The following is a 24,222-nucleotide window of genomic DNA, read 5'->3' as shown; positions in this document are numbered from 1 at the left end:
GATGGCAAGACCTCGCCCAGAACCTATGCAGGTGGTCAAGCAACGCCGTGATGCCGCATTGACCGCGCTGGTCGAAGGTGTGCCGTATATTCGGTTCCTTAATATAACATTCGACCGGCGGGGGGACGAACTGACAGGCGTTCTGAATTTCGATGAGAAGTTGATCGGTAATCCTTTTCTACCCGCTATCCACGGTGGGGTGACAGCGGCGTTTCTGGAAGTCACTGCCGTAATCACGCTGAGTTGGGAACATATGTTTCCCAGGATTGAAAGCGGTGAGATCGGTGCGGAGGACATCCTGACTGACGTGAATATCCGCTTTCCCAAAACCATCGACTTCACGGTCGACTACCTGCGGTCTGGCCTGCCGCGAGACGCCTATGCGCGCGCTTTCATCAATCGCTCGGGTCGACGTTATGCCTCTGTCCGGGTCGAAGCCTGGCAAGACAATCACGCCAAACTCTTTGCGCAAGGTACGGGGCACTTCTTGATGCCGCAATCTCCGACACCGAAAGACTAAAGATGGAGGACGCCTCAGCGCCCATTACCCATAGGCGCGTCCTGAAAATCGCGTTGCCGATCGTGCTGTCGAACGCGACCGTACCGATCCTCGGGGCAGTGGATACCGGCGTTGTCGGTCAGATGGGGCAGGCCGCCCCCATCGGGGCTGTGGGTATGGGTGCGGTGATCCTGTCGGCGATCTACTGGATATTCGGCTTTCTGCGGATGGGCACCACCGGGCTGGCGGCACAGGCGCGCGGTGCAGGTGACACTGCAGAAACCGGAGCGTTGCTCATGCGAGGCTTGCTGCTGGGCGGAACAGCAGGATTGGTTTTCATTGCCGCGCAGGTTTGGGTATTCCTTGGAGCTTTTGCACTGTCGCCCGCCAGCGCCGAAGTCGAGTCTCTGACGCGCGCCTATCTGGAGATTCGCATCTGGGGCGCTCCGGCCACGATTGCCCTTTATGCGGTGACAGGCTGGCTGATCGCAGTCGAACGCACGCGAGGTGTATTCATCCTGCAGATATGGATGAATGGGCTGAATATAGCGCTGGATCTATGGTTTGTGCTTGGCCTGGGCTGGGGTGTCGAGGGCGTTGCCATCGCGACACTGATTGCCGAGTGGACGGGTCTTGCCCTGGGTTTGTGGCTTTGTGGGGATGCGTTTGGCGGCAAGCAATGGCGGGATTGGCCGCGTATTTTTGATTCCGCACGGCTGCGCCGGATGATGCAGGTGAATGGCGATATCATGGTGCGCTCGGTTCTGTTGACCGGAGCATTCACCACGTTTTTGTTTGTCGGTTCCGATCTGGGCGACGTGAATTTGGCGGCCAATCAGGTGTTATTGCAGTTTCTCGAAATCACCGCATTCGCTTTGGACGGATTTGCTTTCTCGGCTGAAGCTCTTGTCGGAGGAGCCGTCGGTGCTCGCGACCGCCGGAAGGTCCGGCGCGCGTCGGTCATGGCTTCGCAATGGGGCGTTGGCGGGGCCATCGGGCTTGGGCTGGTGTTTTACCTGGCAGGGCCTGCGCTGATCGATCTGATGTCGACATCGCCTGAAGTTCGTATGACGGCACGCGAGTATCTGCTCTGGGCTGCTCTGGCACCGATCATCGGAGTGGCAAGCTGGATGTTCGACGGTATCTATATCGGCGCCACCTGGACCCGCGATATGCGCAACGCGATGATCCAGTCAGTCGCGCTGTACGTGGTTGCGTTGTTCGTGCTGGTGCCAACGATGGGCAATCATGGGCTTTGGGCCGCGCTGATGGTGTTGAACATCGCACGGGGCCTTACGCTTGGTTGGCGCTATCCGCGACTTGAGGCACAGATCGCCTAAAGCAAGTCCAGCAGGTTCTCGGGTGGGCGTCCGATAGTGGCTTTGTCGCCCGCGATGGCCAGCGGACGCTCGATCAGGATCGGGTGTTCGGCCATGGCCTGAACAAGCTCCTCATCGGGCGAGGTCTTGGCCAGGCCAAGCTCTTTGAACGTTTTCTCTCCGGTGCGCATCATGCTGATCGCCGGGATATTCAGTTTGGCCAGAACCGTCCGGATTTCATCGGCCGAGGGCGCGTCTTCGAGGTATTTGCGCACCTCAGGATCTGCGCCGTTTTCCTGCAGCAACGCCAACCCCGCGCGGGACTTGGAACAGCGCGGATTGTGCCAGTATTCGATCATAGCCAGTCCTCTCGTTTGCTGCCCACCGCGTGCGCGACCGAATCGAAGCCGTCGCGCTCCAGCAGCGTGTCCAACCCCTGTGCGATGTCAGCGGCCAGGGAAATCCCGCCATAGACCATCGCCGTGTAGAACTGCACTGCGGACGCTCCGGCGCAGATCTTGGCATAGGCCTGTTCTGCCGTACTGATGCCGCCGACCCCGATCAGCGGGATATCTGCGCCTGTCAACTGGCTGAGCTGCGCCAGCACCCGCGTCGATTTCTCGAATAACGGCGCGCCGGACAGGCCTCCGGCCTGATCCTTGTGCGCACTGCGCAGGCCATCGCGCGACAGTGTGGTGTTGGTGGCGATCACCGCGTCCACGCCGGTTTCACGGGCGACAGCGGCGATATCCTGCAATTCGTGCTCAGTTAGATCCGGGGCGATCTTCAGGAAGATCGGGATCGGGCGGGGCAGGGCGTTTCGGGTTTCGATCACACCGCTCAGCAACGCAGTTAGCGCCGCTTTGCCCTGCAAATCTCGCAGCTTTTCGGTATTGGGCGAGGACACGTTGACGGTGGCAAAGTCCAAATGCGCAGCGCAATGGGCAAGCACTTTTGCGAAGTCTCCGGGCCGATCATCACTGTCTTTGTTGGCCCCAAGGTTCAAACCGATCACCGCGTCCTTTGGACGCTGCGCCAGACGCGCGGCCATGACCTCCATTCCCTCGTTGTTGAAGCCAAAGCGGTTGATGGCGGCGCGATCTTCGGTCAGGCGGAACAAGCGCGGTTTACGATTGCCGGTCTGCGGACGGGGTGTCACCGCCCCGACTTCGATAAACCCGAACCCGGCGCGTGAAAGCGGCAACAGTGCTTCGCCATTTTTGTCAAACCCTGCGGCCAGTCCGACGGGGTTGGGCAAATCCAGACCCGCGACTCGGGTCTTCAGCCGGTCCGATGTGACCGGCCCAGGCGTCGGTGCAAGCCCCGAGGTCAGGGCCTTGATCGAAAGCCCATGCGCGGTTTCCGGGTCAAGACGGTGCAGCGCAGCGAGCCCAAGTTTTTCGGTCAGTTTCATCCGAAGGAATCTCCACCCTCTGTCGGCGCGCAACGTATCAGGCGCGAGGTTTCAACGGCGGCCTGCCGGTGTATCACCGCGGCGCGATAGGCAGGGTCGGTCACCATCTCAAGAAATGCGTGGGCGGTGGGGTAGCGGGCGATGAACACAGCATCCCAAGCCTCATTTTGTGGACCGATCAGCATAGTCTGAAATGCGCCGCGCCAAAGGATCGACGCTCCTATGCGGGCGACGATAGGCGCGGTTTCAGACCCGTATTTGCCATAGGCCTGTGCGCCGGTCAGATGTGCGCCGGCCAGTGCGTGATCGGACGGATACTGAGCTGTTTCGCGAAACTTCACCAGATTGAGCATCTCGATAGGATGGTCTCGATCGAGGGCCTTAAACGCCTCGAACTGTTCGCGTTCGGGATCGATGAAGCGTGTCATTCCATCTCCTGCGGGAACTGGTGCGCCTGACCGTCAAAGGGCAGATCGCGTGACCAGACCACATCCGACATTTGAATCTGGCGGTAGAGATGGGGGAACAATGCGCCACCACGCGAAACCTCCCATTTCAGATCATCGCCCATTGCTTGGCTATCACAGGCCAAGAGGGTTAGGCCCTCGACCCCGGCAAAATGCTTGGCAGCGGTTTCAGCGGCCTGTTCTGCGGTTGAGAAATGAACATATCCATCCGAAACATCAATCGGTGCACCATCCGAAGCCCCTTGTGCTTGCAGGTTTGCCCATTCATCGGCGCGGAAGATCTTGTAAATCAGCATGAAGTCCTGATGCCCCGCACGACGGGTAGAATCAAGCCGGATTTCCCCCTTTGACTCTTCGCCACGCAACGCGCACCATCGCGCAAAACAATCATAGGGAGTTTCACGATGTTCACCCGTTTTCTGGCTTCGGCTGCGGTATTGGCACTCAGCGCCGGTATGGCGGCTGCCGAATACAAGCTTACGATTCTGCATACAAACGATTTCCACTCGCGCTTTGAACCGATCAACAAGTACGACAGCGCCTGTGGCGACGAAGACAATGCCGAAGGCAAGTGCTTTGGTGGATCGGCGCGCCTTGTGACGGCAGTCGAAGAGGCCCGCGGACGGGCCGATAACTCGATCCTCGTTGATGGGGGCGACCAGTTCCAGGGCTCGCTGTTCTATACCTACTACAAGGGTAAGGTTGCGGCTGAGTTCATGAACAAGCTGGGCTATGACGCCATGACTGTGGGCAACCATGAATTCGACGATGGCCCTGAGGTGCTGCGCGGCTTCATCGACTCGGTCGATTTCCCGGTGCTGATGTCCAACGCCGATTATGCGGATGAGGAACTGCTGACCGACAAGATCAAGAAATCGGCTGTGATCGAAGTGGGCGGCGAAAAGATCGGTCTGATCGGACTGACGCCGGAAGACACGCACGATATCGCGTCACCCGGTCCAAACATCACCTTCTCTGATCCAGTTCCTGCCGTTCAGGCTGAGGTCGACAAGCTGACCGGCGAAGGTGTGAACAAGATCATCGTTCTCAGCCACTCAGGCTATGTCGTCGATCAGCGCGTGGCGCAGGAGACCACGGGCGTTGACGTGATCGTGGGTGGGCATTCGAACACATATCTTTCGAACACATCCGACAAGGCCGCCGGACCGTACCCTACCGTCGTAAACGGGGTGCAGATCGTTCAGGCCTATGCCTATGGCAAGTTTCTGGGTGAATTGAATGTGACGTTCGATGATGACGGAAATGTTGTATCCGCTGAGGGTGAACCGCTGATCATGGACAATGCGGTGACCGAGGATCAGGCCGCGCTGGACCGCATCGCCGAGCTGGCCGTACCGCTCGATGAAATTCGCAACAAGGTCGTCGCGGAAGCGTCAGCTTCGATTGAAGGCGACCGGTCCGTTTGTCGCGTGCAGGAATGTGAAATGGGCAATCTTGTTGCGGATGCCATGCTGGCGCGGGTTGCCGATCAGGGCGCCCAGATTGCGATTGCGAACTCGGGTGGGCTGCGCGCCTCGATCGATCCGGGTGAGGTGACCATGGGTGAGGTGCTGACAGTTCTGCCGTTCCAGAACACGCTCTCGACCTTCGAGATCAGCGGTCAGGGCGTGATTGATGCTCTTGAAAACGGGGTGAGCCAAGTTGAAGAGGTCAAAGGCCGCTTCCCTCAGGTGGCAGGAATGACATTTACCTGGGATCCATCGGTTGCCCCGAATGAGGGCCGGATTGTTGAGGTCATGGTCGCCAAGGATGGCGGTTTCGAAGCTATTGATCCAGCTGCGACATATCTGGTGGTGACAAACAACTATGTCCGCAATGGCGGCGATGGTTATTCTGTGTTCTCGGGTGATGACAAAAACGCCTATGATTTCGGGCCTGATCTAGCGGATGTTACGGCGGAATATCTAGCCGAGAACGCCCCGTATCAGCCTTATCTGGACGGGCGCATCAAACAGAAGTGATGTGACCGGAGAAGCAAAAAAGGCCGTCTCTCGGGGCGGCCTTTTTTTTGGTCAATCGAACCTGTATTCGGGCCACAACGCCTGATCCAGCCCATCTAACATCGGCTGAATTTGATCCGCAACCTCTTGCCAGCCACCAATTGACCCGGTTGAGATTTTCTTGCGCACCTGATCGGTGCTGGCGGTGCGGACTTTCCTGGTATTTTTCTCAGGGGTCATCATCCGCTCATCCCAGTCGATACCGCAGAAGGCGGCGACTTGCTGGATACAGGTTTTGGGGTCGACTACCAGGTCCTCATATCGAACCGTTAGAATACGATCACCGAACAGCTTTTCCCAATGAGAAAGATAGCACCGGTACAGGTTGGCCGAGTGGGCAATCGATTCAAGATTGGATGCATAGCGCATACCCGGTGAGTGAAAACGCCTGATCCATTTTGATAGCCCCACATCCCTTGGATCGCGCAACATGTTGATCACGCGGGCATTCGGGAACGCTGACAATATGAAGCCGAGCCTTTGATAGTTGTGTGGCATCTTGTCAACGAATGCGGTCGAGCTTTCGGGTAAGGGTGGCATCAGCCTGCGAAACTCTGCTGCACATTCAGCAGCTGCGTCTGCGTCAAATGGTTTGCCGCTCTCTCTGACCTTTTGGGATAATTCACCTACAATCGTCAGCTCTCCACAGCCGGCGATATCCGGCGCCGAACTAAGCATCATTTCCATCAGTGTTGTGCCTGATCGTGGCTGTCCGACCACGAATATCGGCTTGGGCCCATCGCTTACGCCTGCAGTCGCAGGGGGTACATTCAGGGGAAAAAACGTGCTGATTTCTTCGAACCGTTTCTCTTCTTGCGTACTGTCATAGGGATTCACGTTGTGTTGAATGGCATTGGCCCGCGCAAAGTGGGGGAGCGCCGAGAACAGCCCATCACGTTTGGAGATCAAGTGCGCCTTTGCGAATTCAAGCACCGAGTTGGCGTGATCACTTCCTGAAATTGCGGTGTCGACAGCAAGCGCAAGGCTCTCGGCATGGTCATTGTCCACCATTAGAGACATTTGGTAGAGTGCCGCCGCGCAAAACTTGTTTCTCTCGAGTACAGCGCGCAAAATGGTTTTTGAGCCCTCTTTGTCGCCCGTTTGATACAAGTCTACGGCTTTCGACAATGCGATTTTTTCATTTTCAGGTGCGATCCCAAAAGCGCGGGCAATGTCCTGAGAGCTGTGATCGGAGAACCCGACCTCTCCGTAGGCGCGGGCCCGCAACCAAAGCAAATCTGCATTGTCAGGGTCTTTTTCCAGTTTTTTCGTCGTATGGTCGATGATCAGGCGCCAATTCTGTCCCTTGAGCTGAATTTCATCAATGACGCGGACCAGTTCTTTGTTATTCGGGAAGCGTTCAAGTTTCTGCTCGGCATAGGACAGCGCACGCGGAATTTGACCTGTCTGCATTAACGCGTTGGCGAGGTTTTCGACAAATTGAGCATCGTCCGGTTTCATTCGCGATGCTTCAGCGAAGTGTGGAATGGATTGCTTGTACCGCTTCATCTCGGTCAGGACAAAGCCTGCGATTGCTTGGTAATCGGCATCCTTGGGGTGTTTCTTGATGCCAAGCTGCGCTTTTTTCAAGGCCTGCGGCAACTTCCCTGTCTCCAGATCGGCCAATGCTTTGCTCTTGAGGGAATTTGCGGTCTGCTGTGCCATTTGTGCGCACGTCCCATGCCAATAAGAAACCAGTATCGATGGTTCATTACCCAAGCGAAGATGGTTTGCAATGGCTGTTCCGTATTATGGTCTGGTACCTTCAACAGCGGCTTGGGTTTTCTTCCGGCACCATGCGGGATAGACCGTTGATATGGTTTTGAAAGTCTCCAGCCTGCAGCAATTCTACAACCACACGTTTGATACGATTATCGACGTGCGTAGCCCGGCTGAGTTCGCCGAAGACCATATGCCGGGCGCTATCAATCTGCCGGTTCTGAACAATGAAGAACGGGCACGGGTCGGTACCATCTACGTCCAGCAAAGCCCGTTTCTGGCCCGCAAGCTGGGTGCTGCGCTGGTGTTTCGCAACGCGGCAGGCCATATCGAGGATCACCTGAGCCATCATGAGGGCGACTGGAAACCGCTGGTCTATTGCTGGCGTGGCGGGCAGCGATCAGGATCATTTACCTGGATGTTGCAACAAATCGGCTGGCGCGCCGAGGTGGTTGAAGGCGGCTATCGCAGCTATCGCCGACTGGTAAAGCAGTTCCTCTATGATGAAGTGTTGCCATATCGATTAGTCGCGCTGGATGGTTATACCGGGACGGCCAAGACAGACCTGTTGGGCCATCTAAAGGCGCAAGGCGCGCAAGTGCTGGACCTTGAAGGGTTGGCCAATCACCGAGGCTCATTGTTGGGCGAAATGCCGGGTGGGCAACCCAGTCAGAAAGCCTTCGAATCCGCGCTCGCCGCTTCCTTGGGCGAGCTGGATGCAGCGCGTCCGGTGGTTGTTGAAGCAGAATCATCCAAGATCGGAAACCTGATCCTCCCGCCCAGCCTGTGGTCGGCCTTGTGTGCTGCACCTCGCATCCAGATCACAGCACCGATTGCTGCGCGCACCGCGTATCTGGTGTCTGCCTACGATGACATTCTGTCGGATAGCGAACGGCTACGTGATCGATTGTCTCCACTGCGCATTCATCGCGGTCATGAGGTTGTGGATGGTTGGCTTGAATTGATCAATGCCGGCGACAAGCGTGGACTGACACAGGCATTGATGGAACAGCATTACGACCCGGCCTATGCCAAATCGCGTAAGGCGCAGCGTGCCGAAGTGATCGCGCAGATTGAGGCACCGTCACTTGATGATACCGGGCTGTCGGCGACGGTGGCTCGGATTAAGAATGTTCTGGATCAGCTTTGAACACGCAGGCCCGATGTAGCGTCGATGTGACCAATCAGGGCGGCAGGGTAACCGGCGGCGCGTAGTTCCGAGCATACTTGCTCGGCTTTGTTGGCATCGACGGCCGCCAAGAGACCTCCCGCAGTCTGAGGATCGAATAATAAATCCGCCTTGCCGCCGGTCGGAAGGCCTGGGGCGATGGCACGGTTGTCGGTGTAGATTGTAGATCGAATGCCCTGATCACTGAGCTCTGCCGCACCTTCCAGAGCTGGAATCGCGTCCAAAGACAGGGTTGCCCCGCAGCCAGACGCTTCGCATACCCCTTGCAGGTGACCCGCCAGACCAAAACCGGTGACATCCGTCATCGCATGGGCATTTTTCAGGATGCGGGACGCCTCACCCTGCGGCTGTATCATTTGCGCGAAAGCTGCCGCGACCCAGGCGCCTTCCGCCTTGCCCGCCATTTCGGCCGCCATCAAAACACCGCTGCCCAACGGCTTTGTCAGGATCAAAGCGTCATTAGGTTTTGCGCCACCCAGCGTGATCGGTTCAGCATCACAGAGCCCGGTCAGAGTGAACCCGATGGTCATTTCGTCACCCATTGAACTATGGCCGCCGACGATCTCAGCCCCGGCTTGGTGCATGACGTCGCTGGCAATATGCATGATCTCAGCCATTGTGCGCTGCTGCAACTCAGCTGACATGCGCGGCAGGATGATCGTTGCTGTCGCAGCCTGCGGACGAGCGCCCATTGCCCAGATATCACCAAGCGCGTGGACAGCGGCGATACGCGTCATCAAGGCGGGATCGTTGGTGAAGCTGCGTAAGTGATCCGATGTCATAACCTGTCGCGTGCCACCGGTTAGCAGCACCGCCGCATCGTCACCGGGCAGGGGTGTAATGTCGGGCCTGTCGAGCTGCGGCAACTCCTGCAATGCGGCCTGCAAAGCGCCTCGACCCACCTTTGCACCACACCCGCCGCACATTGGTTTTTCTCCCAACGCCTCTTGCAGCCCTGCTGCGTGATGACGGGGCAATGCGGTGGTGGGCATTTGGGGCAGTTCACGGAACCGGTACATGAACTTCTGATCGATATGGTTTTTCCATTGCCACATGAGCGGCCCGCTGAATGATGTTCCCAATCGCTCGGCCAGTGCGGATTTTCCACCCAGAGAGATGAGTTTCAGGTAATCCTTCTGCGGCACGTAACGCCGCATATTCCCAGACCCTAGCGCGGCGCGCAAATTGTCATACAATATTGGTGCCTCGCGCACTGCGTAGACCCCTGCCTTGGGGCGCGGGTTCTCGGACAGATGGGCGCAATCTCCCGCGGCGAAAATCGCCGGATCGCTGGATTGCAGGGACGCGTTCACTTTGATGAAACCGTCATGCAGCGCGAGGCCGGTATTGGATATCCACTCATAGGGCCGCGCGCCTGCAGCACCGGTGATGAAATCGGCCGGTATCTGGCGACCGTCCGTTAGCTCGATTTCGCCCGCAGAAATCTTCTGGATTGATGCGTTTTCAAGAACTTCGATCCCCAGGTGCGCCATCGCCTGCCGGATGGTAGCGGATGCCTTCGGGACAGTCGCTGTCAGGGCTGTTGCACTGTCGATCAACGTAACCTGCGCTTCACGTCCTTTGGAACGCAGTGCATGGGCCATCGCCATGACTAGCTCTACTCCCGCAACGCCACCACCGATCACGGCGACCGAGGCGCGGCCCGTCCCTGAAAGATAGCTTTGCCACTGCGCGGCGAAGAGGCCGAGCGGCTTGGCCGGAACGGCATGCTCGGCGAATCCCGGCAATGCTGGCATATCCGAGGTGATCCCGACATTGACCGAGGCCACATCAAACGCCACCGGCGGGCGTCCGGGCACATGGATTTGGCGTGTGTCCGGGTCGATACCTTCAACTGCGCCCAGTATCACCCGCGCACCGGCAAAGCGGGCCAGACGCACCAAATCAATATCAAGCTCCCACCGCTGATAGTGACCCGCGACAAATCCTGGCAACATGCCCGAATAGGGTGCGGTAGGACCGGGGTTTATCACCGTAACCCGCGCGCCGGACAGCGGTTTCATGCCCCATTTCCGCAGTAGCAGCGCGTGCGTGTGTCCTCCGCCTATCAGAACCAGATCGCGGGTTAGGGGCAGCAGAGGTGTGTGCATGGGTCTCAGTTCGTACTGTGGTCCGGGACGTCCTCGACCTGTTCGACCGCGTGGGTGGCCCAAAGCTCATCCTCGCCTGCGTCTGGCAGATCGCTGGGCTTTTCATGGCGATGAATGTGCCATTTGGCAATGAAAAGGGCCGTGATCGGAGCCGTCAGGAACAGAAAGAGCGTGATCAACAACTCGTGCATCGACAGTTTGCCCTCAAGCAAAACCGAATGCGCGATCGAGGCTAGCAGGACGCCGCCCACGCCCAGCGTAGTTGCCTTGGTGGGTGCGTGTAGGCGGGACATGGGGTCTTTCAGCTTGATCATGCCGAATGATCCGACAAAGCCGAAAATGCCCGATACGATCAGGAAGAATGCGATGAGCAGTTCGAAGATAAAGGTCATGCCACGCTCATTCGATGATATTGCCACGCAGCATAAAGCGCGCATAAGCCACGGTTGAGACAAAGCCGAGCATGGCGATGATCATGGCGGATTCAAAGAAGATTTCGGTCTCGATACTCAAGCCGTAAAGGATAAGCAGAGCGATGGTGTTGATCACCATTGTATCTAGGGCCAGAACACGGGTACTGACACCGTCGGCTGTAATGATACGCCACAAGCACATCATGATCGCAGCGCCGAAGCAGGCAAAAGCAAAGTAGATCGCATAGGTGATCATTCGAAAATCTCCTTCAGGCGGCGCTCATAGCGTTGTTTGATCTGGTCGCGCACCTCTTCGGGGTTCGGTGCATCCAGACAATGAACCAGCAGGTAGTGCCCTTGTGCGGACAAATCGCAACTGACGGTGCCAGGGGTCATGGTGATGGTTCCGGCCAGAACTGTGATGGCCTCGGGCGTGCGCAGTTCCAGCGGGACGCTGACAAAGCTTGGCTGGCGGTCTGCATCGCGCTTGAACAGGATGATCCGGGCCACCGCGATATTGGCCATCACGATATCCCATAAGACAACCAACATGTATTCCGCCACCATCGGCCAATTGCGCAGTTTCGGGCGATCCGGCCAATAGGGCTGAGTGATAAACGGAATGATGATGCCCAGTAGCAGGCCAAAGACCACCGAGTTCAAAGACCCGGTGTTTGCCAGAAACACCCACACCAGTGTAAGTAGTGCGGTCAGATGGGGATGCGGAAATATACGGTGCAGAAGCTTCATCATTCTTCCCCTCCCAGCACGGCCGAAATGTAATCTTCCGGCGCGAACAGTTGCACGGCCGTGTTGCTGGCATATTGCAGCGCCGGACCTGCAAACAGTGTCAGCAGCACAAGTCCCAGAACCGCCCCGAACACCGAAGTAAAGGCGAGGCCCGGATAGGGCTCGGGCGCGGTTGGTAGGCTGTCTTCGTCGGTTGGCTCAGGCGTCACATTATGTAGGGCGTCGTGACTTTTCCAGAAGATCAGCGTTCCCGCGCGGGCCAGACCCACGATTGTGACGAACGACCCGATCAAGATCACGGCCCAGACCGCATTTGCATCGGGCGCGCCACGTGAGGCGTCCAGTACCAGCAGCTTGCCCACAAAACCCGATAGTGGCGGCATGCCAGCCATCGCGATGGCGCCGACAAAGAACAGGGCTGAGATCAGACCGGATTGCGGCATCGGCGTCGAAGGGGCTATGGCTCCGCCACGGCGCTCCATTACCATGTCCGCGACAAGGAACAGCAGGGCCGTCGCCAGCGTCGAATGGAAGATATAGTAGAGTGCTGCCGCCGTCGCGGCCTCGCTAAACAACGAGATCGCAATCAGCAATGTGCCCATCGACGCGATGGCGCAAAAGGCCACCATTCGCGCGATATGTTGCGAGCCCAGAATGCCAATAGCGCCAACGGCCAATGTCAGCAGCGCTGCAGGTTGTAGCCAACTACCGACTAGCCCTTCGGTTGCGGCTACATCGGGCCCAAAGACCAGCGTATAGACCCGCAGGATCGAATAAGCACCGACTTTGGTCATGATCGCGAACAGCGCTGCAACGGGCAGCGGCGCATTTGCGTAGCTTGCAGGAAGCCAGAAATGCAGTGGCAAGACTGCAGCCTTGATACAGAAAACCAGTAATAGCAAGACTGCTCCAACCCGCAGCAAGGCGGTGTCTTCGGGTGGGATATCGGCCACGCGAACGGCCAGATCAGCCATGTTGAGCGTGCCGGTCACAGCATAGATCGTGCCCAAGGCAAACAGGAACAAGGTCGAGCCGAGCAGGTTATAGGCGACGTACTGAACACCGGCCTTCAACCGCACTGCGCCACCTGCATGCGTCATGAGGCCGTAAGAGGCAATCAGCAGGACCTCGAAAAACACAAAGAGGTTGAAGGCATCGCCGGTCAGAAAAGCACCGCAGACACCCATTAGCTGAAAATGGAGTAGAGCATGGAAGTGTTTGCCTCTCTCATCCCAGCCAGAGCCGATGGCATAAAGGACAACCGGCAGGGCCAGCAGGGCCGTCAACAACACCATCATGGCCGAAAGTTTGTCCAACACCATCACGATGCCGAACGGTGCGGGCCAGTTGCCGAGCTCATAGACCTGAACCTCGCCACCCGATGCCTGGGCGGTAATGGTCAAGGCGATACCCAGCAATCCCACGACGCCGGCGACCGAGAAGATGCGTTGAAGGTCCAAATGATATCGCAACACCATAATGATAAACGGGGCCAGGATCGCGGGCAGGACGATCGGCGCGACGATCCAATGGTTCATGCGTCTTCTCCCGGCGCGTCCACGCTATCGCTTGCGCTCATATCGATATGGTCATCCTTCGAGGACAGATAGGCAGACAGCGAGATCATCACGATCACCGCCGTCATCCCGAATGAGATCACGATGGCCGTCAACACCAGCGCCTGCGGTAGCGGGTCGGTATAGGGGACATCTTCATATTTGTTCAGAACGGCAGGTGCGTTCAGCGCCAGCCGCCCGGTGGCGAATAGGAACACGTTCACCGCATAGGTGATCAGGGACAGGCCCAGAATGACTGGGAATGTACGACGACGCAGGATCAGGAATATCCCGGCTGCGGTCATGACGCCGACTGCAGAGGCTACGAGCGCTTCCATCAGGCCTGCTCCTTCTCGTTATCTTCATCCTGAGGGCTATCCCGCAGCGGGTTGATATCCATCGGAAATTCTTGTGCCATTCCCGGCTGCCACGCGAAGCGCGACAGGCTGTCGAGCGCCAGCATCACAGCGCCCAGTACCGCAAGGAAGACGCCGGTATCGAATAGAATCGCGGTGGCCCATTCGAATTCTTCCAGCGGGGGCCAGTGGATATATCCGAAATCGCTGGTCAGGAACGGGCGTTCATTGAACCATGCACCCAGACCAGTGGCAGCGGCGATCAGAACGCCCCAACCGATGGTGCCGTGATAGTAGAACCGCTGCCGTTCAATCGCCCAGGTATAGCCGCTGGCCATGTACTGCATCAGGAAGGCGATCGCGACGATGAGGCCTGCGATGAAGCCGCCGCCGGGCTGGTTGTGGCCTCGGAAGAAGATATAGGCCCCGACCATCAATGCTATGGGCATCATCACGCGGGTGACGACCACCATCATTAATGGGTGAGAGTCACCCGACTGCGGCCAATGTGGTTTGCGGTTCAGCAGGTAACTGCGCACATTTGTGCTCAGCACTGCTTCGGTCAGGGCGTAGATGATCAGGGCTGCGATGCCCAGCACGATGATCTCGCCAAAGGTATCAAAACCCCGGAAGTCGACGAGGATCACGTTCACGACGTTGGTGCCACCGCCACCTTTGTACGAATTGGCCAGATGGAATTCCGAGATCGTTGGGAAAGCAAAATCCCGCATCATCAGCGCATAGATCAAAGCGCCTGAGCCGATCCCGGCAACCACCGAAATTGCCGCATCACGCCAACGCCGTGCCGCGCTGCTGTCCCAGGGTGTGTCGGTAGGCAGAAAGTTCAGCGACAACAACAGCAGGATCATCGTCACCACTTCGACCGAAATCTGTGTCAGCGCCAGATCGGGGGCAGAAAGGTAGTTGAATGCCATCGAAACGATCAGGCCAACCACCCCGATCAACACCAGTGACAGCAGACGGTTGCGGTGGAACCACATGATCGCCAGCGTCGCACACACCAGACAGATCCAGCCGATGATCGGGATGACCTGAGCCTCAAGCGGTACGCGTGTTTCAACGCCAATGGTGCCGGTGGTGTAGGCGTAGTAGCCAAGCCCAACGACAAAAGCCACGAAGATGATCGCATATCGGCTGAGCACACCATTATGCAGCTCGTCCGTAATCCAGCGGCTGAGACGGGTCAGCGCGTCGATGATTGCCTCGAAGATCGCCTTTGCCTCGGGCCGGGGCAGGGCGTTCCATATCTGGTCGCCGCGTTTGTGCAACGACAGCAGGAACAGGCCTCCCAGCGTCGCGACCACCGACATGTAAAGCGCAGGTGTAAAGCCGTGCCACAGTTTCAGCGAGTAATAAGGCAGCTTCTCGCCCCCGATCACGGCGCTGGAGACAACCGCGACAAGCGGGCCAACGATGGCAGCAGAATAGAGGCCGATTAGGACGACCAGCACCACAAGGAACGCCGGCGCCAACCAAAGACCGACAGGCGGGTCATGCGGATGCGCGGGGTAATCGTCCCGCTCGGGCCCAAGGAAGACATGGCTGACAAAGCGAAAGGAGTAGGCCGCTGAAAATAGCGCAGCCATAAGCGCCAAGCCGGGTACCAAGTAAGGCGAGTTAAGCCAAGTCGTGTGGACTGTCTCTTCCAGCATCATCTCTTTCGAGAGGAAACCATTCAGCGGTGGCAGACCGGCCATCGACAGGGCAGCGATGGTGCCGATAGTAAACGTGATCGGCATCAGATGCCGCAAACCACCCAGCCGTTTGACATCGCGTGTGCCGGTCTCGTGGTCCACGATCCCGGCGGTCATGAACAAGGCCGCCTTGAACGTCGCGTGGTTGATGATGTGGAAGACGGCTGCAACAGCGGCGATCGTCGTGCCAAAGCCCAGTAGCATCGTCACGAGACCCAGATGGGACACCGTCGAAAACGCCAACAGCGCCTTTAGATCATCCTTGAACAGCGCAATCACGGCACCCAGCAGCATGGTGATCAAACCGGTAGTGGCGACGATGTAGAACCACGCATCCGTACCCGCCAGAACCGGCCACATCCGGGCCATCAGGAACAGGCCTGCCTTCACCATTGTGGCCGAGTGCAGATAGGCCGACACTGGCGTCGGAGCCGCCATCGCGTGCGGCAGCCAGAAATGGAACGGGAATTGCGCCGATTTGGTGAAACAGCCAAGCAAGATCAGGATCAGCGCAGGAAGGTAGTACGGCGAGGACTGGATCAGCTCTTTGTTCTGCAGAATGACACTCAGGTCATAAGATCCCACGATATTGCCGAGGATAAGCATCCCTGCGATCATCGCCAGCCCGCCCGAACCGGTCACGGCCAAAGCCATACGCGCGCCTTGACGACCCTCGGGCAAGTGCTTCCAGTAACCAATCAGCAAGAATGAACTGAGCGACGTAAGTTCCCAGAATATTAGCAGAAGCAGGATATTGTCGGACAGAACAATTCCCACCATCGCGCCCTGAAACAGCAGCAGATAGGTATAGAACTGCCCCATCGGATCCTCGCGCGACAAGTAGAATCGTGCGTAGAGGATGATCAGAAGACCGATGCCCAGGATCAGCAGGGCGAACAAAAAACCCAGGCCGTCCAGCATGAAGTTCGCGTTTAGTCCAAGCCCGGGTATCCAGTCGAACCGCGCGGTCACAACATCACCGCGCATGACGCTGGGAATGTGGATCAGCAATCCCATCAACGCGAGGAAGGTGGTCAACCCAGCCGCTGATGCTGCTGCGTTTCGTCCTGCCCGGATCAGGAGGGCCGGAAAGACAGCTCCGAGGAAGGGAAGGGCCGCGATAAGGAATAGGGACAAGTGCGATACTCCGGTCTGTGCGGTCAATATGACTGAATTACTAGGGATAATTTATTGACTGTCCGGAAATTGCAAGGTTCCGAAAGGTCCTAAAGCGCACATATTGGACGTGATCTACCTGTGTAACTATGACGCGAACTTGATCTTAGGGTTGGATTTCCTGAAAGCGTCGCGAATTGCCATATGATAATACCGATCTGACAATGCAGGAGAGTGCCGCATGGCAGAAGGGAAACGCCGAACCCGCAGATGGGTCCTATTGGGCGGAGGGGCCGCCATTGCAGCGGGTTTCGCAATCCGCGAATACCGGCTGATCCCGCAGGCCTATGCTGGTGGTCAGATTGCGGCGGCCACAGCCCATCAACAGGCTCTCGACGGCGCGATCCATCTTATCGATATCCGAACCCCACGCGAATGGCGGGCGACCGGGGTCGCCGAAGCAGCCCATCCGCTCGACATGCGCCGTGAGGATTTCGTGCAGGCCTTGGACCATCTGCTCGGTGGGGACCGATCTGCACCTGTCGCACTGATCTGTGCACGCGGGGTGCGCTCGGCCCGATTAAGCAATCGACTGACCGAGGCTGGATTTACCAATATCATCGACGTGCCCGAGGGCATGCTGGGTTCGGCGGCTGGGCCCGGTTGGGTGCGGGCTGGGTTGCCTGTCAACGATTATGAAGAGGAAACGGGATGAGTGTCAGACACTGGTTGGCCGCGTGCTTTGTTTTTGCCGGGCAACCCGGCCTTGCGGCTTGTGGCGATACCGAGGGGATGTGCGAAACCGCATCAGGCGGATATCACATCGAACTGCCGAAAGCGGAGAACCCTCCGCTGGTTGTGTTCCTGCACGGCTATGGCGGCAGCGCCACCGGTACGCTCAAGAACCGATCCATGGTCGAGCCACTGCTGGCGCGCGGCTACGCGGTGATGGCACCGGAAGGGTCCGAGAGAAACGGCCGAAAAAGCTGGAACTTCTTTCCCGGTTGGGAAGGTCGGGATGAACCCGCGTTTCTTCGTGAAGTAGTGCAGGACGCTGCCGACCGGTTTGATATCGACCCGGATCGCGTGGTGCTGGGCGGCTTCTCGGCTGGCGCGTTCATGGTTTATTACCTCGCCTGCGCTGCGCCGGATTCATTTTCTGCTTATGTCCCGGTTTCAGGCGGGTTCTGGCGGCCACATCCCGAAAGCTGTGATGGTCTGGTACGCATGTTCCACACCCATGGTTGGACGGACAATGTGGTGCCGCTGGAGGGCCGCCTTTTGGGCGGAGGCCGTTTCCACCAGGGCGATATCTTTGCCGGATTGGAAATCTGGCGGGTCGCCAATGAGTGTGCCGATACCAAGCCCAGCGGGTTTTCTACCACGGGCCAGTTTATGCGTCGCAACTGGATGGGATGTGCCGAAGGTAGCGCCTTGGAATTTGCTCTGTTCCCGGGCGGCCATGCGGTGCCAAACGGCTGGGCTGATATGATGGTAGACTGGTACGAAGGCTTGCCCGGCGGGTGATCATTCCGCCGGTGTGATCACGCCCTTGCCTTCGATCAATCGCTTCAACTCATCGCGATAGCGCCGGGCCGAGCGTGTAATTGCAGGCTCGCTGACATCTTCGCGCATACCAACCATACGGCGCGCGGTACCTGCCGATACGCCGCTGAGCGCAGACAATGGGATCGCCAGTGCTAGGCTGATCGCAATCGGGGCCAGCCAGACCGAGACCAGACCGGCGAGGATGCCAACGCTAAGCGCGACGCCGATGATAGTCTCAAGGCTGTGGCACAGGATCAGCGTGCGCAGCCCGTAGCTGCCACCATCGCGCGCTTGCGGGGACCAGCCCTTTTGAATGCCCAACGCGGTGCGGAACACTGCAATCATCTGCTGCACCATAAGTATAGGGGCATAGAGGATCGACAGGATGACTTCGGACAGAAATGAAGTGAAGAATTTCCGCGTTCCGCCGAAATCGGAATAGCGCACACCGCTGAGGGGCAGAGCAGCGACGCCCAAAACCTTGGGTGCCAATAGCATCGCATACATCACCAGAATGATCAGCACATGGCGTGTTTCGGACATTTCTGGCCATTGCGGGAACAGCGGATTGTCCGGGCTGAAGTAATGCAGAACCGAGGCGTCCTTGCCCTGACCGATCAAGGCCCACATCACCAAAAGTGCGAACCATAGCGGCGACATCAGATATCCGACCGCTCCGTGGAACATATGGAACCGCGAGACTGCGCGGAAGCCGGTCGAACCCAGCAGTTTCAGGTGCTGCAGGTTGCCCTGACACCAGCGGCGATCGCGCATTGCGTGGTCAATGAGGGTGGGGGGCGTTTCCTCATATGATCCGCGTATGCGCGGCAGAAAGCGCACGGCCCATCCTGCGCGGCGCAGCAATCCGGCCTCGACGAAATCGTGGCTCATGATCAGCTTGTCTTGTCCGTTTAGCGACCGCAACTTGGGCAGACCTGCGCTAGAAGCAAATGCACAGGTGCGAATGATGGCGTTGTGGCCCCAATAATTGCCTTCTTGCCCGCACCAGCGCGCGAGGCCTTCGGCAAAGGCGATACCATAGACGCCGTTGGCAAACTGCTGCATCCGGGCAAAGACCGATTGCGCGCCAATCAGCTGCGGATAGCTTTGGATCAGGCCTGCGCCGGGATCGCGGGCCAACGCATCGGTCAGGCGCGAGATCGCGCGACCCGTCATCAGGCTGTCGGCATCCAGCACCAACATCGCATCCCAGTCCGCGCCCCAGCGGCTGACCCAATCGGCAATATTACCGACCTTGCGATCCGTATTCTGGGGGCGGCGGCGGTAATAGAGTTCAAGCCCCGGTGCCAGCGTGGTCCGCAACGCCTCTACGCTGGCCTGTTCCTGCGCGGCGATCTCGGGGTCGCGCGTGTCGGATAAAATGAACATGGCATAGTGGTGCTGACCACCGCGTTTCTGCAGGTCTTCCAACATCGTGCGGGCGTTGCCGAGCACGTTCCACGGCACCTCGTTATAGACAGGCGTCAAAAGCGCCACGCGCAACGGTTGCGAGCGTCCTTCACGCTTTGGCTGCTCTTGCCGGGACAGCGAGACCATGCCCAGCAGCACGGTGCAGACCGTGAAAGAAATCCAGAAGAAATTGAACGAGATTAGCGTCAGCAGGATACCTTCGACCAGATTAATCCCTTCGGCGCTGAACCAGTCGGACATGACCCAGAGCAGACCCAAAGTCGCCGCCATGGCAGGTGAGAAGACCAGCGCGCGCCAGAACCCGACGGAGGGAATTCGACCCCCGGCAGGTACCTGCGCATCGCGGAATCCCTGCGCAAAGTTCTGCGCTGGCATCGCCAGAGGGGCCTCGGGCGGCATGATATGAAGATCGCGGTTCATATGGTCCAACGGTAAAGCCAGACTTCAGAGGCTGGTTGTTTGTCTTTCAGCAACTGCGCGCGCAGTTCCACGTGGTTGCGTTCGCCTGGTTCGAATGAGAACGCCAGCCGCAACCCGCCCGTGTCTGGGTTACGCTGCAGAACGCCTTCTGAAGTTTCGGCATGGGGCGAGTCGACAAACACCGTGATGGCCTCGGGATCGTCAAGCAGCTCACTGGCTTCGAAATCAATCACAGCCAAACGGCCCTCGCCGAACGTGTTGTCGCCCATCGCGGTGTTGATCACGCGGGCCATAGGGGTGTGCTGCGGTTCCTCGCCCCAGATCAGGCGATAGGACAGATCAATCTGGCTGCCTGCGGCGTAGGGTTCCATCGGGCGCCAATAGGCGACGATGTTGTCATAAATCTCCTGATCCGCTGGGATTTCGACAAGCGTGACGGTGCCTTTACCCCAGTCTTCGCTGGGTTCGACCCACAAGCTTGGGCGTTTGTGATAATTGGCTTCAAGATCCGCATAGTCCGAGAACTTGCGCTTGCGTTGCATCAGACCAAAGCCGCGGGGGTTTGTGTCGACAAAAGACGAGATCTGCAGGCGAGTCGGGTTCGCAAGCGGGCGCCACAGAACCTCTCCTGCGCCGTTGCGGATCATCAACCCGTCACTGTCGTGCACTGCGGGGCGAAAATCATCGAAACGGCTGTGATTGGTCTGATCGAACAGGAACATAGATGTGCCGGGCGCGATGCCGACATGGGGCAGTTCGGTACGTGGGAACAGGGTGGCTTCAATATCCATCACGCAATCTGAACCGGCGGTAACGTGGAAGCGGTAGGCCCCTGTAACGCTGGGGCTGTCCATGAGCGCATGAACGACCATGTTACGTTGATCCGGTTCTGGACGCTCCAACCAGAAACGAATGAATTCGGGAAACTCCTCGCCATCTGGATCGCCGGTCTTCAAGGCGAGCCCTCTGGCCGAAAGGCCATAGACTTCGTGCAAACCGATGGCGCGGAAATAGCTGGCCCCTTGCCAAACGCAGAACTCGTCTGTCTCGCCAGGGCGGTGCATCTCAGTACGCAGGCGTAGACCTGAAAAGCCCAGCGTGTCGTCAATGGGCAGCTCTGGTACGTCTTCAGACTTATCGAACATGGCCAGATCAAAGGCGACCGGCTTGGTCATACCGTCCTCGACGGTCGACACTTTCACTGTGCGTGGAAAATACAGGCCCGGCGTGAAAAAATCGACGTTGAAGGGCGTCTCGGTCTCGTACCACAGCGCGCGATCCAGCCGGAACCGGATTGAACGGTATTGCTGATACGTCAGGTCCTGCCACTCCTGCGGAACCATCTCACGCTCGGCATAATCACGGCTGGCCAGGTCGCGGGCCATTGCGATGACGTCGTCTCGGCTGAACGGGGTCTCTCCACCTGTGGCATATGCCGCTGGGGCGAAGGCCAGAGCGGTTGATGAGGCGAGAAAAGCGCGACGTGTAAAGTTCATTTCTTTGATTTCCAAGGTTGTGACTTGAACCAGGCGGCCAGATAAGCCACGCCGATGATCATGGCAAAGCCAATCATGTTGGCGATGAACACACTGGCAACATCCCGCCCACTCAGGTCCAGTCCGACGCCGATAAGTCGTGCTGCTGCCATAGAAAATACGAACACCGCGAGCGATTGCTGACCCACTTTGGTGATGATGGTCAGCAGGAACTGCCAGACTTTTGCGGCTGCCCCATGACCGGTCGCTATCAGGCGACGGCCATGCTCACCGGCGATAACCCAACCCAGATAGGCAAGCGACAGAAAATGCAGATATCGGAATAGACCAAAGTCGGTCTTGTCGCGAAATTCTTTGGTCACTGGCCAGACCTTGCGAATCTCATCAGCCAGATCAGGGGCTGCTGCATTGATCCAAGTGAATACCTTCCACGAGCCGAACGGCATCGAGAAGATCAAAAACAATGCTGCCGCCCAGATCAGAGTTTTCGACACCGGCGGCGCTGGAATCCAACCTCGCATGAACGCAAAGCCGGTGAAGAACAGCAATTGCCACCCGAATGGGTTGAAGAACCACTGGCGCTCTGACCAGGGCTCGGCCGGCAGGTCAAGGTAGTCGAATTGTGCAACGAGCCAGATCGTGACCGAGGCCATGGCGACCGCCCAGAATCCGATACGATATAGCCCCATAAACAGGGGCATCATCGCCAGTACTACCAGATACATCGGTAGAATATCGAAGTAGTTCGGCACATAGGTCAGGGTGAACAGTCCGACGATCTGTGACGCCGGATCGTTGAAGAAATGCTGTAGATTGAGAGAGGAGATATAGTTTTTCTCGAACAGCCCACTCTGGTTCAGGGCCGCCATTGTCATCGCGACAAAGAAGAACAGGCAGATATGCGCCCAGTAGACCTGCCAGATGCGAAAGCTCACGCGTGCGGTGCCCATCCACCAGCCTTTGCGCATGAACGCCCCCCCAAAAGCAATTGCCGAAGCCATGCCTGAACAGAATACGAAGATCTCGGTTGCGTCCGAAAAGCCAAAGCGGGCAGGTATCCATTTGGCCCACGGATCGTTCGGAATATGGGCAATCAGGATGATGAACATCGCGATGCCGCGATAGAAATCCAACCGCGGATCGCGCGTAGCGGCGGGGGCGGCGACCTGAGACGCCACCGGAGCAAAATCAGAAGCGGGCGATGCGGTCGCCATACGGTTTCTGTCCTTCTTGGTCTTTTATTGTTGTTATTCGGCGGGGACGCTTTGTGCGTCGCCGCTGTCGCGTGCGGCCTCGATCAATTCTCGGCGGGCGAGGGCGTAATTGTCCTCTCCCCCGGCACGTTTGGCGCGGCGGTCGTCCAGGATGCGCTCGACAGCATCCAGACGGCCAGCGCGCAGGCCGGAATCAATGGTGATGCGCTCGAATACATCACGTTGGGCGTGGCTGCCACCCGCCAGTTGCATCCCACCCCGGGCATTTGAAAGAAAATCAAAGGCTTGGCCGTAAAGGCCCTCTCCAAAGGCCTCAAGCCCCTTGGCGGCGGCAATGCCCGGGTCGGACATGCGGATCGGCGTGTCACCCTGATTGCGCTGGGCGTCATTTTGAATACGCTGCAGCATATTTGCTGTAGCCTCCGAACGATTGTCCCCGGTCAATGCCAGCAAGTAGTGAAGATCGGCGAAGATCAAGCATCCGTCTTCGGTTCGGGCTGCGCTGAGATCGGCCAGTTCTTCCCAACGGTTGCCAACATCAACGCCCTCAAGCTCTAGCCGGGACAGCAGCGAGGTTGCATTCGAGATATCGCGATAGTCGTCGGTTTTGTCCTGGCGGATGTGATGATCGTAAAGCGCCATCACTTGATCGACTTGCCCCAAATCCAGATGCATCAGCGCCTTGTGCCACCAGACATGATAGCGGAAATTGTTGCAATGCGCCCAAGCGTCCTCGCGTCCCGCGAGCCAGTCCAGTCCCAGCTGCGCGTTGCCCGTCATCTCGTGCACGTGCGCTACAGCGTGCAATCCCCAGGCGTCGTCCGAAACCATCCACAAGGCCTGACGACCGGCGATCTCGGCTTTCTCGTAGGCGCCGGTTTCCTCCAGCGCGAACGAGTGGCATCCCAGCAAGTATCCACGTCCGGCGTGGTCGGGTTCATACGCAGGCATCACCCGTTCGATCGACCGACGCATCCCCGCCGCATCGCCCAGAACGAAGCGCGTCGCATGGCTGAGCTTCATGGCCAGAGTATCCGTTGGGTGCGCCCGCAGAATCTCTTCAAATTTCTGAACGGCCTGTGATGGAAGGTCGGCCATATACAAACCCAGCGCCTCGACATATAGCCTTTCCCGGGCTGAAACGGGCTGACGCTCCATCGCTGCATTCGCGGCACTCAGCGCTTCGGCAGCGACCGCGATCATCTCACGCCGGCCCAGCAGAACCATGAACAGCCCCTTGACCGCATGGCCCAGCGTAAAGTCCGGCTCAAGCTCCAGAACCTTGCCCAGATGTTGCGGTGTTATAGCGGCATGCGCCATGAACCCAAGGAGAACACCATCCCATGCCTCGACGCTTGCGGGCTGGTTCAGGGTGTTCATCTGTCCAAAGACGTCTTGTTTCATACTCGGGTCCAATCTGATTGCGACGTTCTACACTGTTCGATGTAACAGAGTGTGCAGCCGGGTC

Annotated in this window: 22 protein-coding genes; 6 read left to right on the top strand and 16 right to left on the bottom strand. The window is 58.0% G+C overall.

Annotated elements, in window-relative coordinates:
- The first annotated feature begins 1 nt into the window (after position 1).
- Both ACR0I1_RS12080 and ACR0I1_RS12075 read left to right on the top strand, forming a co-directional pair.
- Positions 2 to 520 (top strand): PaaI family thioesterase, encoded by a 519-nt coding sequence (locus ACR0I1_RS12080; protein ID WP_170635955.1) that lies wholly within the window; start codon positions 2 to 4, stop codon positions 518 to 520.
- Between the two features lie 2 nt (positions 521 to 522).
- The gene (locus tag ACR0I1_RS12075; protein ID WP_480706658.1) at positions 523 to 1,839 is read left to right on the top strand and encodes an MATE family efflux transporter; all 1,317 of its coding nucleotides are present in this window, start codon (positions 523 to 525) and stop codon (positions 1,837 to 1,839) included.
- On the opposite strand, the gene arsC is transcribed toward ACR0I1_RS12075, so the two are convergent.
- From arsC to ACR0I1_RS12055, 4 genes are read right to left on the bottom strand one after another with little or no spacing between them, the layout of a single operon-like run.
- A complete protein-coding gene (gene arsC, locus ACR0I1_RS12070; RefSeq protein WP_480706656.1) occupies positions 1,836 to 2,177 on the bottom strand; it encodes an arsenate reductase (glutaredoxin) in 342 nt (113 codons plus the stop codon). The genes ACR0I1_RS12075 and arsC overlap by 4 nt on opposite strands.
- Positions 2,174 to 3,232, bottom strand: a complete 1,059-nt coding sequence (locus tag ACR0I1_RS12065) for a quinone-dependent dihydroorotate dehydrogenase (RefSeq protein ID WP_480706654.1) — start codon at positions 3,230 to 3,232, stop codon at positions 2,174 to 2,176. The genes arsC and ACR0I1_RS12065 overlap by 4 nt, the downstream gene beginning before the upstream one ends.
- On the bottom strand, positions 3,229 to 3,660 hold the full coding sequence (locus ACR0I1_RS12060) for a DUF1330 domain-containing protein (protein WP_170420906.1): 432 nt from the start codon (positions 3,658 to 3,660) through the stop codon (positions 3,229 to 3,231). The genes ACR0I1_RS12065 and ACR0I1_RS12060 overlap by 4 nt, the downstream gene beginning before the upstream one ends.
- Entirely contained in the window at positions 3,657 to 3,995 is a 339-nt protein-coding gene (locus ACR0I1_RS12055; protein WP_170563662.1) for a DUF952 domain-containing protein, read from the bottom strand. The genes ACR0I1_RS12060 and ACR0I1_RS12055 overlap by 4 nt, the downstream gene beginning before the upstream one ends.
- A gap of 108 nt (positions 3,996 to 4,103) precedes the next feature.
- On the opposite strand from ACR0I1_RS12055, the gene ACR0I1_RS12050 reads away from it, so the two are divergent.
- Positions 4,104 to 5,681 (top strand): bifunctional metallophosphatase/5'-nucleotidase, encoded by a 1,578-nt coding sequence (locus tag ACR0I1_RS12050; RefSeq protein ID WP_170594839.1) that lies wholly within the window; start codon positions 4,104 to 4,106, stop codon positions 5,679 to 5,681.
- Positions 5,682 to 5,732: 51 nt separating this feature from the next.
- Here ACR0I1_RS12050 and ACR0I1_RS12045 read toward each other — a convergent pair whose 3' ends face one another.
- Entirely contained in the window at positions 5,733 to 7,385 is a 1,653-nt protein-coding gene (locus tag ACR0I1_RS12045) for a tetratricopeptide repeat-containing sulfotransferase family protein (RefSeq protein WP_480706652.1), read from the bottom strand.
- A gap of 151 nt (positions 7,386 to 7,536) precedes the next feature.
- On the opposite strand from ACR0I1_RS12045, the gene mnmH reads away from it, so the two are divergent.
- Positions 7,537 to 8,589 carry a tRNA 2-selenouridine(34) synthase MnmH gene (gene mnmH, locus ACR0I1_RS12040; protein ID WP_480706650.1) on the top strand — a complete coding sequence of 351 codons (1,053 nt, stop codon included), beginning with the start codon at positions 7,537 to 7,539 and terminating at the stop codon, positions 8,587 to 8,589.
- Here the strand turns inward: mnmH and selD are convergent.
- Genes selD through ACR0I1_RS12005 form a run of 7 tightly spaced genes read right to left on the bottom strand, consistent with a single transcriptional unit; the run spans position 8,580 to position 16,666 of the window.
- Positions 8,580 to 10,739: a selenide, water dikinase SelD gene (gene selD / locus ACR0I1_RS12035; RefSeq protein ID WP_480706648.1), complete on the bottom strand. Its 2,160-nt coding sequence runs from the start codon at positions 10,737 to 10,739 to the stop codon at positions 8,580 to 8,582. The genes mnmH and selD overlap by 10 nt on opposite strands.
- Positions 10,740 to 10,744: 5 nt before the next feature.
- A complete protein-coding gene (locus ACR0I1_RS12030) occupies positions 10,745 to 11,131 on the bottom strand; it encodes a Na+/H+ antiporter subunit G (protein ID WP_170401276.1) in 387 nt (128 codons plus the stop codon).
- Between the two features lie 7 nt (positions 11,132 to 11,138).
- Complete coding sequence (locus ACR0I1_RS12025) at positions 11,139 to 11,408, bottom strand: K+/H+ antiporter subunit F (protein ID WP_170563653.1); 270 nt, start codon at positions 11,406 to 11,408, stop codon at positions 11,139 to 11,141.
- The gene (locus tag ACR0I1_RS12020) at positions 11,405 to 11,902 is read right to left on the bottom strand and encodes a Na+/H+ antiporter subunit E (protein ID WP_170392908.1); all 498 of its coding nucleotides are present in this window, start codon (positions 11,900 to 11,902) and stop codon (positions 11,405 to 11,407) included. Before ACR0I1_RS12020 ends, ACR0I1_RS12025 begins: the two co-directional genes overlap by 4 nt.
- Positions 11,902 to 13,440 (bottom strand): monovalent cation/H+ antiporter subunit D, encoded by a 1,539-nt coding sequence (locus ACR0I1_RS12015; protein ID WP_480706646.1) that lies wholly within the window; start codon positions 13,438 to 13,440, stop codon positions 11,902 to 11,904. Before ACR0I1_RS12015 ends, ACR0I1_RS12020 begins: the two co-directional genes overlap by 1 nt.
- Entirely contained in the window at positions 13,437 to 13,796 is a 360-nt protein-coding gene (locus ACR0I1_RS12010; protein ID WP_170391885.1) for a Na+/H+ antiporter subunit C, read from the bottom strand. The genes ACR0I1_RS12015 and ACR0I1_RS12010 overlap by 4 nt, the downstream gene beginning before the upstream one ends.
- Complete coding sequence (locus ACR0I1_RS12005) at positions 13,796 to 16,666, bottom strand: monovalent cation/H+ antiporter subunit A (protein ID WP_480706644.1); 2,871 nt, start codon at positions 16,664 to 16,666, stop codon at positions 13,796 to 13,798. The genes ACR0I1_RS12010 and ACR0I1_RS12005 overlap by 1 nt, the downstream gene beginning before the upstream one ends.
- 220 nt (positions 16,667 to 16,886) lie before the next feature.
- Here ACR0I1_RS12005 and ACR0I1_RS12000 point away from each other — a divergent pair, with 220 nt between their 5' ends.
- Positions 16,887 to 17,360: a rhodanese-like domain-containing protein gene (locus tag ACR0I1_RS12000; protein ID WP_170401273.1), complete on the top strand. Its 474-nt coding sequence runs from the start codon at positions 16,887 to 16,889 to the stop codon at positions 17,358 to 17,360.
- Positions 17,357 to 18,172, top strand: coding sequence for a PHB depolymerase family esterase (locus tag ACR0I1_RS11995; protein WP_170563643.1), 816 nt, complete (start codon positions 17,357 to 17,359; stop codon positions 18,170 to 18,172). Before ACR0I1_RS12000 ends, ACR0I1_RS11995 begins: the two co-directional genes overlap by 4 nt.
- Here the strand turns inward: ACR0I1_RS11995 and mdoH are convergent, their stop codons facing one another.
- The 4 genes from mdoH to ACR0I1_RS11975 are packed head-to-tail and all read right to left on the bottom strand — an operon-like array spanning position 18,173 to position 24,158.
- Positions 18,173 to 20,044, bottom strand: a complete 1,872-nt coding sequence (gene mdoH, locus ACR0I1_RS11990) for a glucans biosynthesis glucosyltransferase MdoH (RefSeq protein WP_480706642.1) — start codon at positions 20,042 to 20,044, stop codon at positions 18,173 to 18,175. It lies immediately after the preceding gene.
- The gene (locus ACR0I1_RS11985; RefSeq protein ID WP_170401267.1) at positions 20,041 to 21,540 is read right to left on the bottom strand and encodes a glucan biosynthesis protein G; all 1,500 of its coding nucleotides are present in this window, start codon (positions 21,538 to 21,540) and stop codon (positions 20,041 to 20,043) included. The genes mdoH and ACR0I1_RS11985 overlap by 4 nt, the downstream gene beginning before the upstream one ends.
- Positions 21,537 to 22,754: an OpgC family protein gene (locus ACR0I1_RS11980; protein ID WP_170594865.1), complete on the bottom strand. Its 1,218-nt coding sequence runs from the start codon at positions 22,752 to 22,754 to the stop codon at positions 21,537 to 21,539. Before ACR0I1_RS11980 ends, ACR0I1_RS11985 begins: the two co-directional genes overlap by 4 nt.
- A 33-nt stretch (positions 22,755 to 22,787) precedes the next feature.
- Positions 22,788 to 24,158, bottom strand: a complete 1,371-nt coding sequence (locus ACR0I1_RS11975; RefSeq protein WP_170648105.1) for a tetratricopeptide repeat protein — start codon at positions 24,156 to 24,158, stop codon at positions 22,788 to 22,790.
- Positions 24,159 to 24,222: the final 64 nt, after the last annotated feature.

The organism is Ruegeria sp. B11 (genome assembly GCF_056539785.1).
This window is presented reverse-complemented; position numbering and strand designations above follow the sequence as displayed.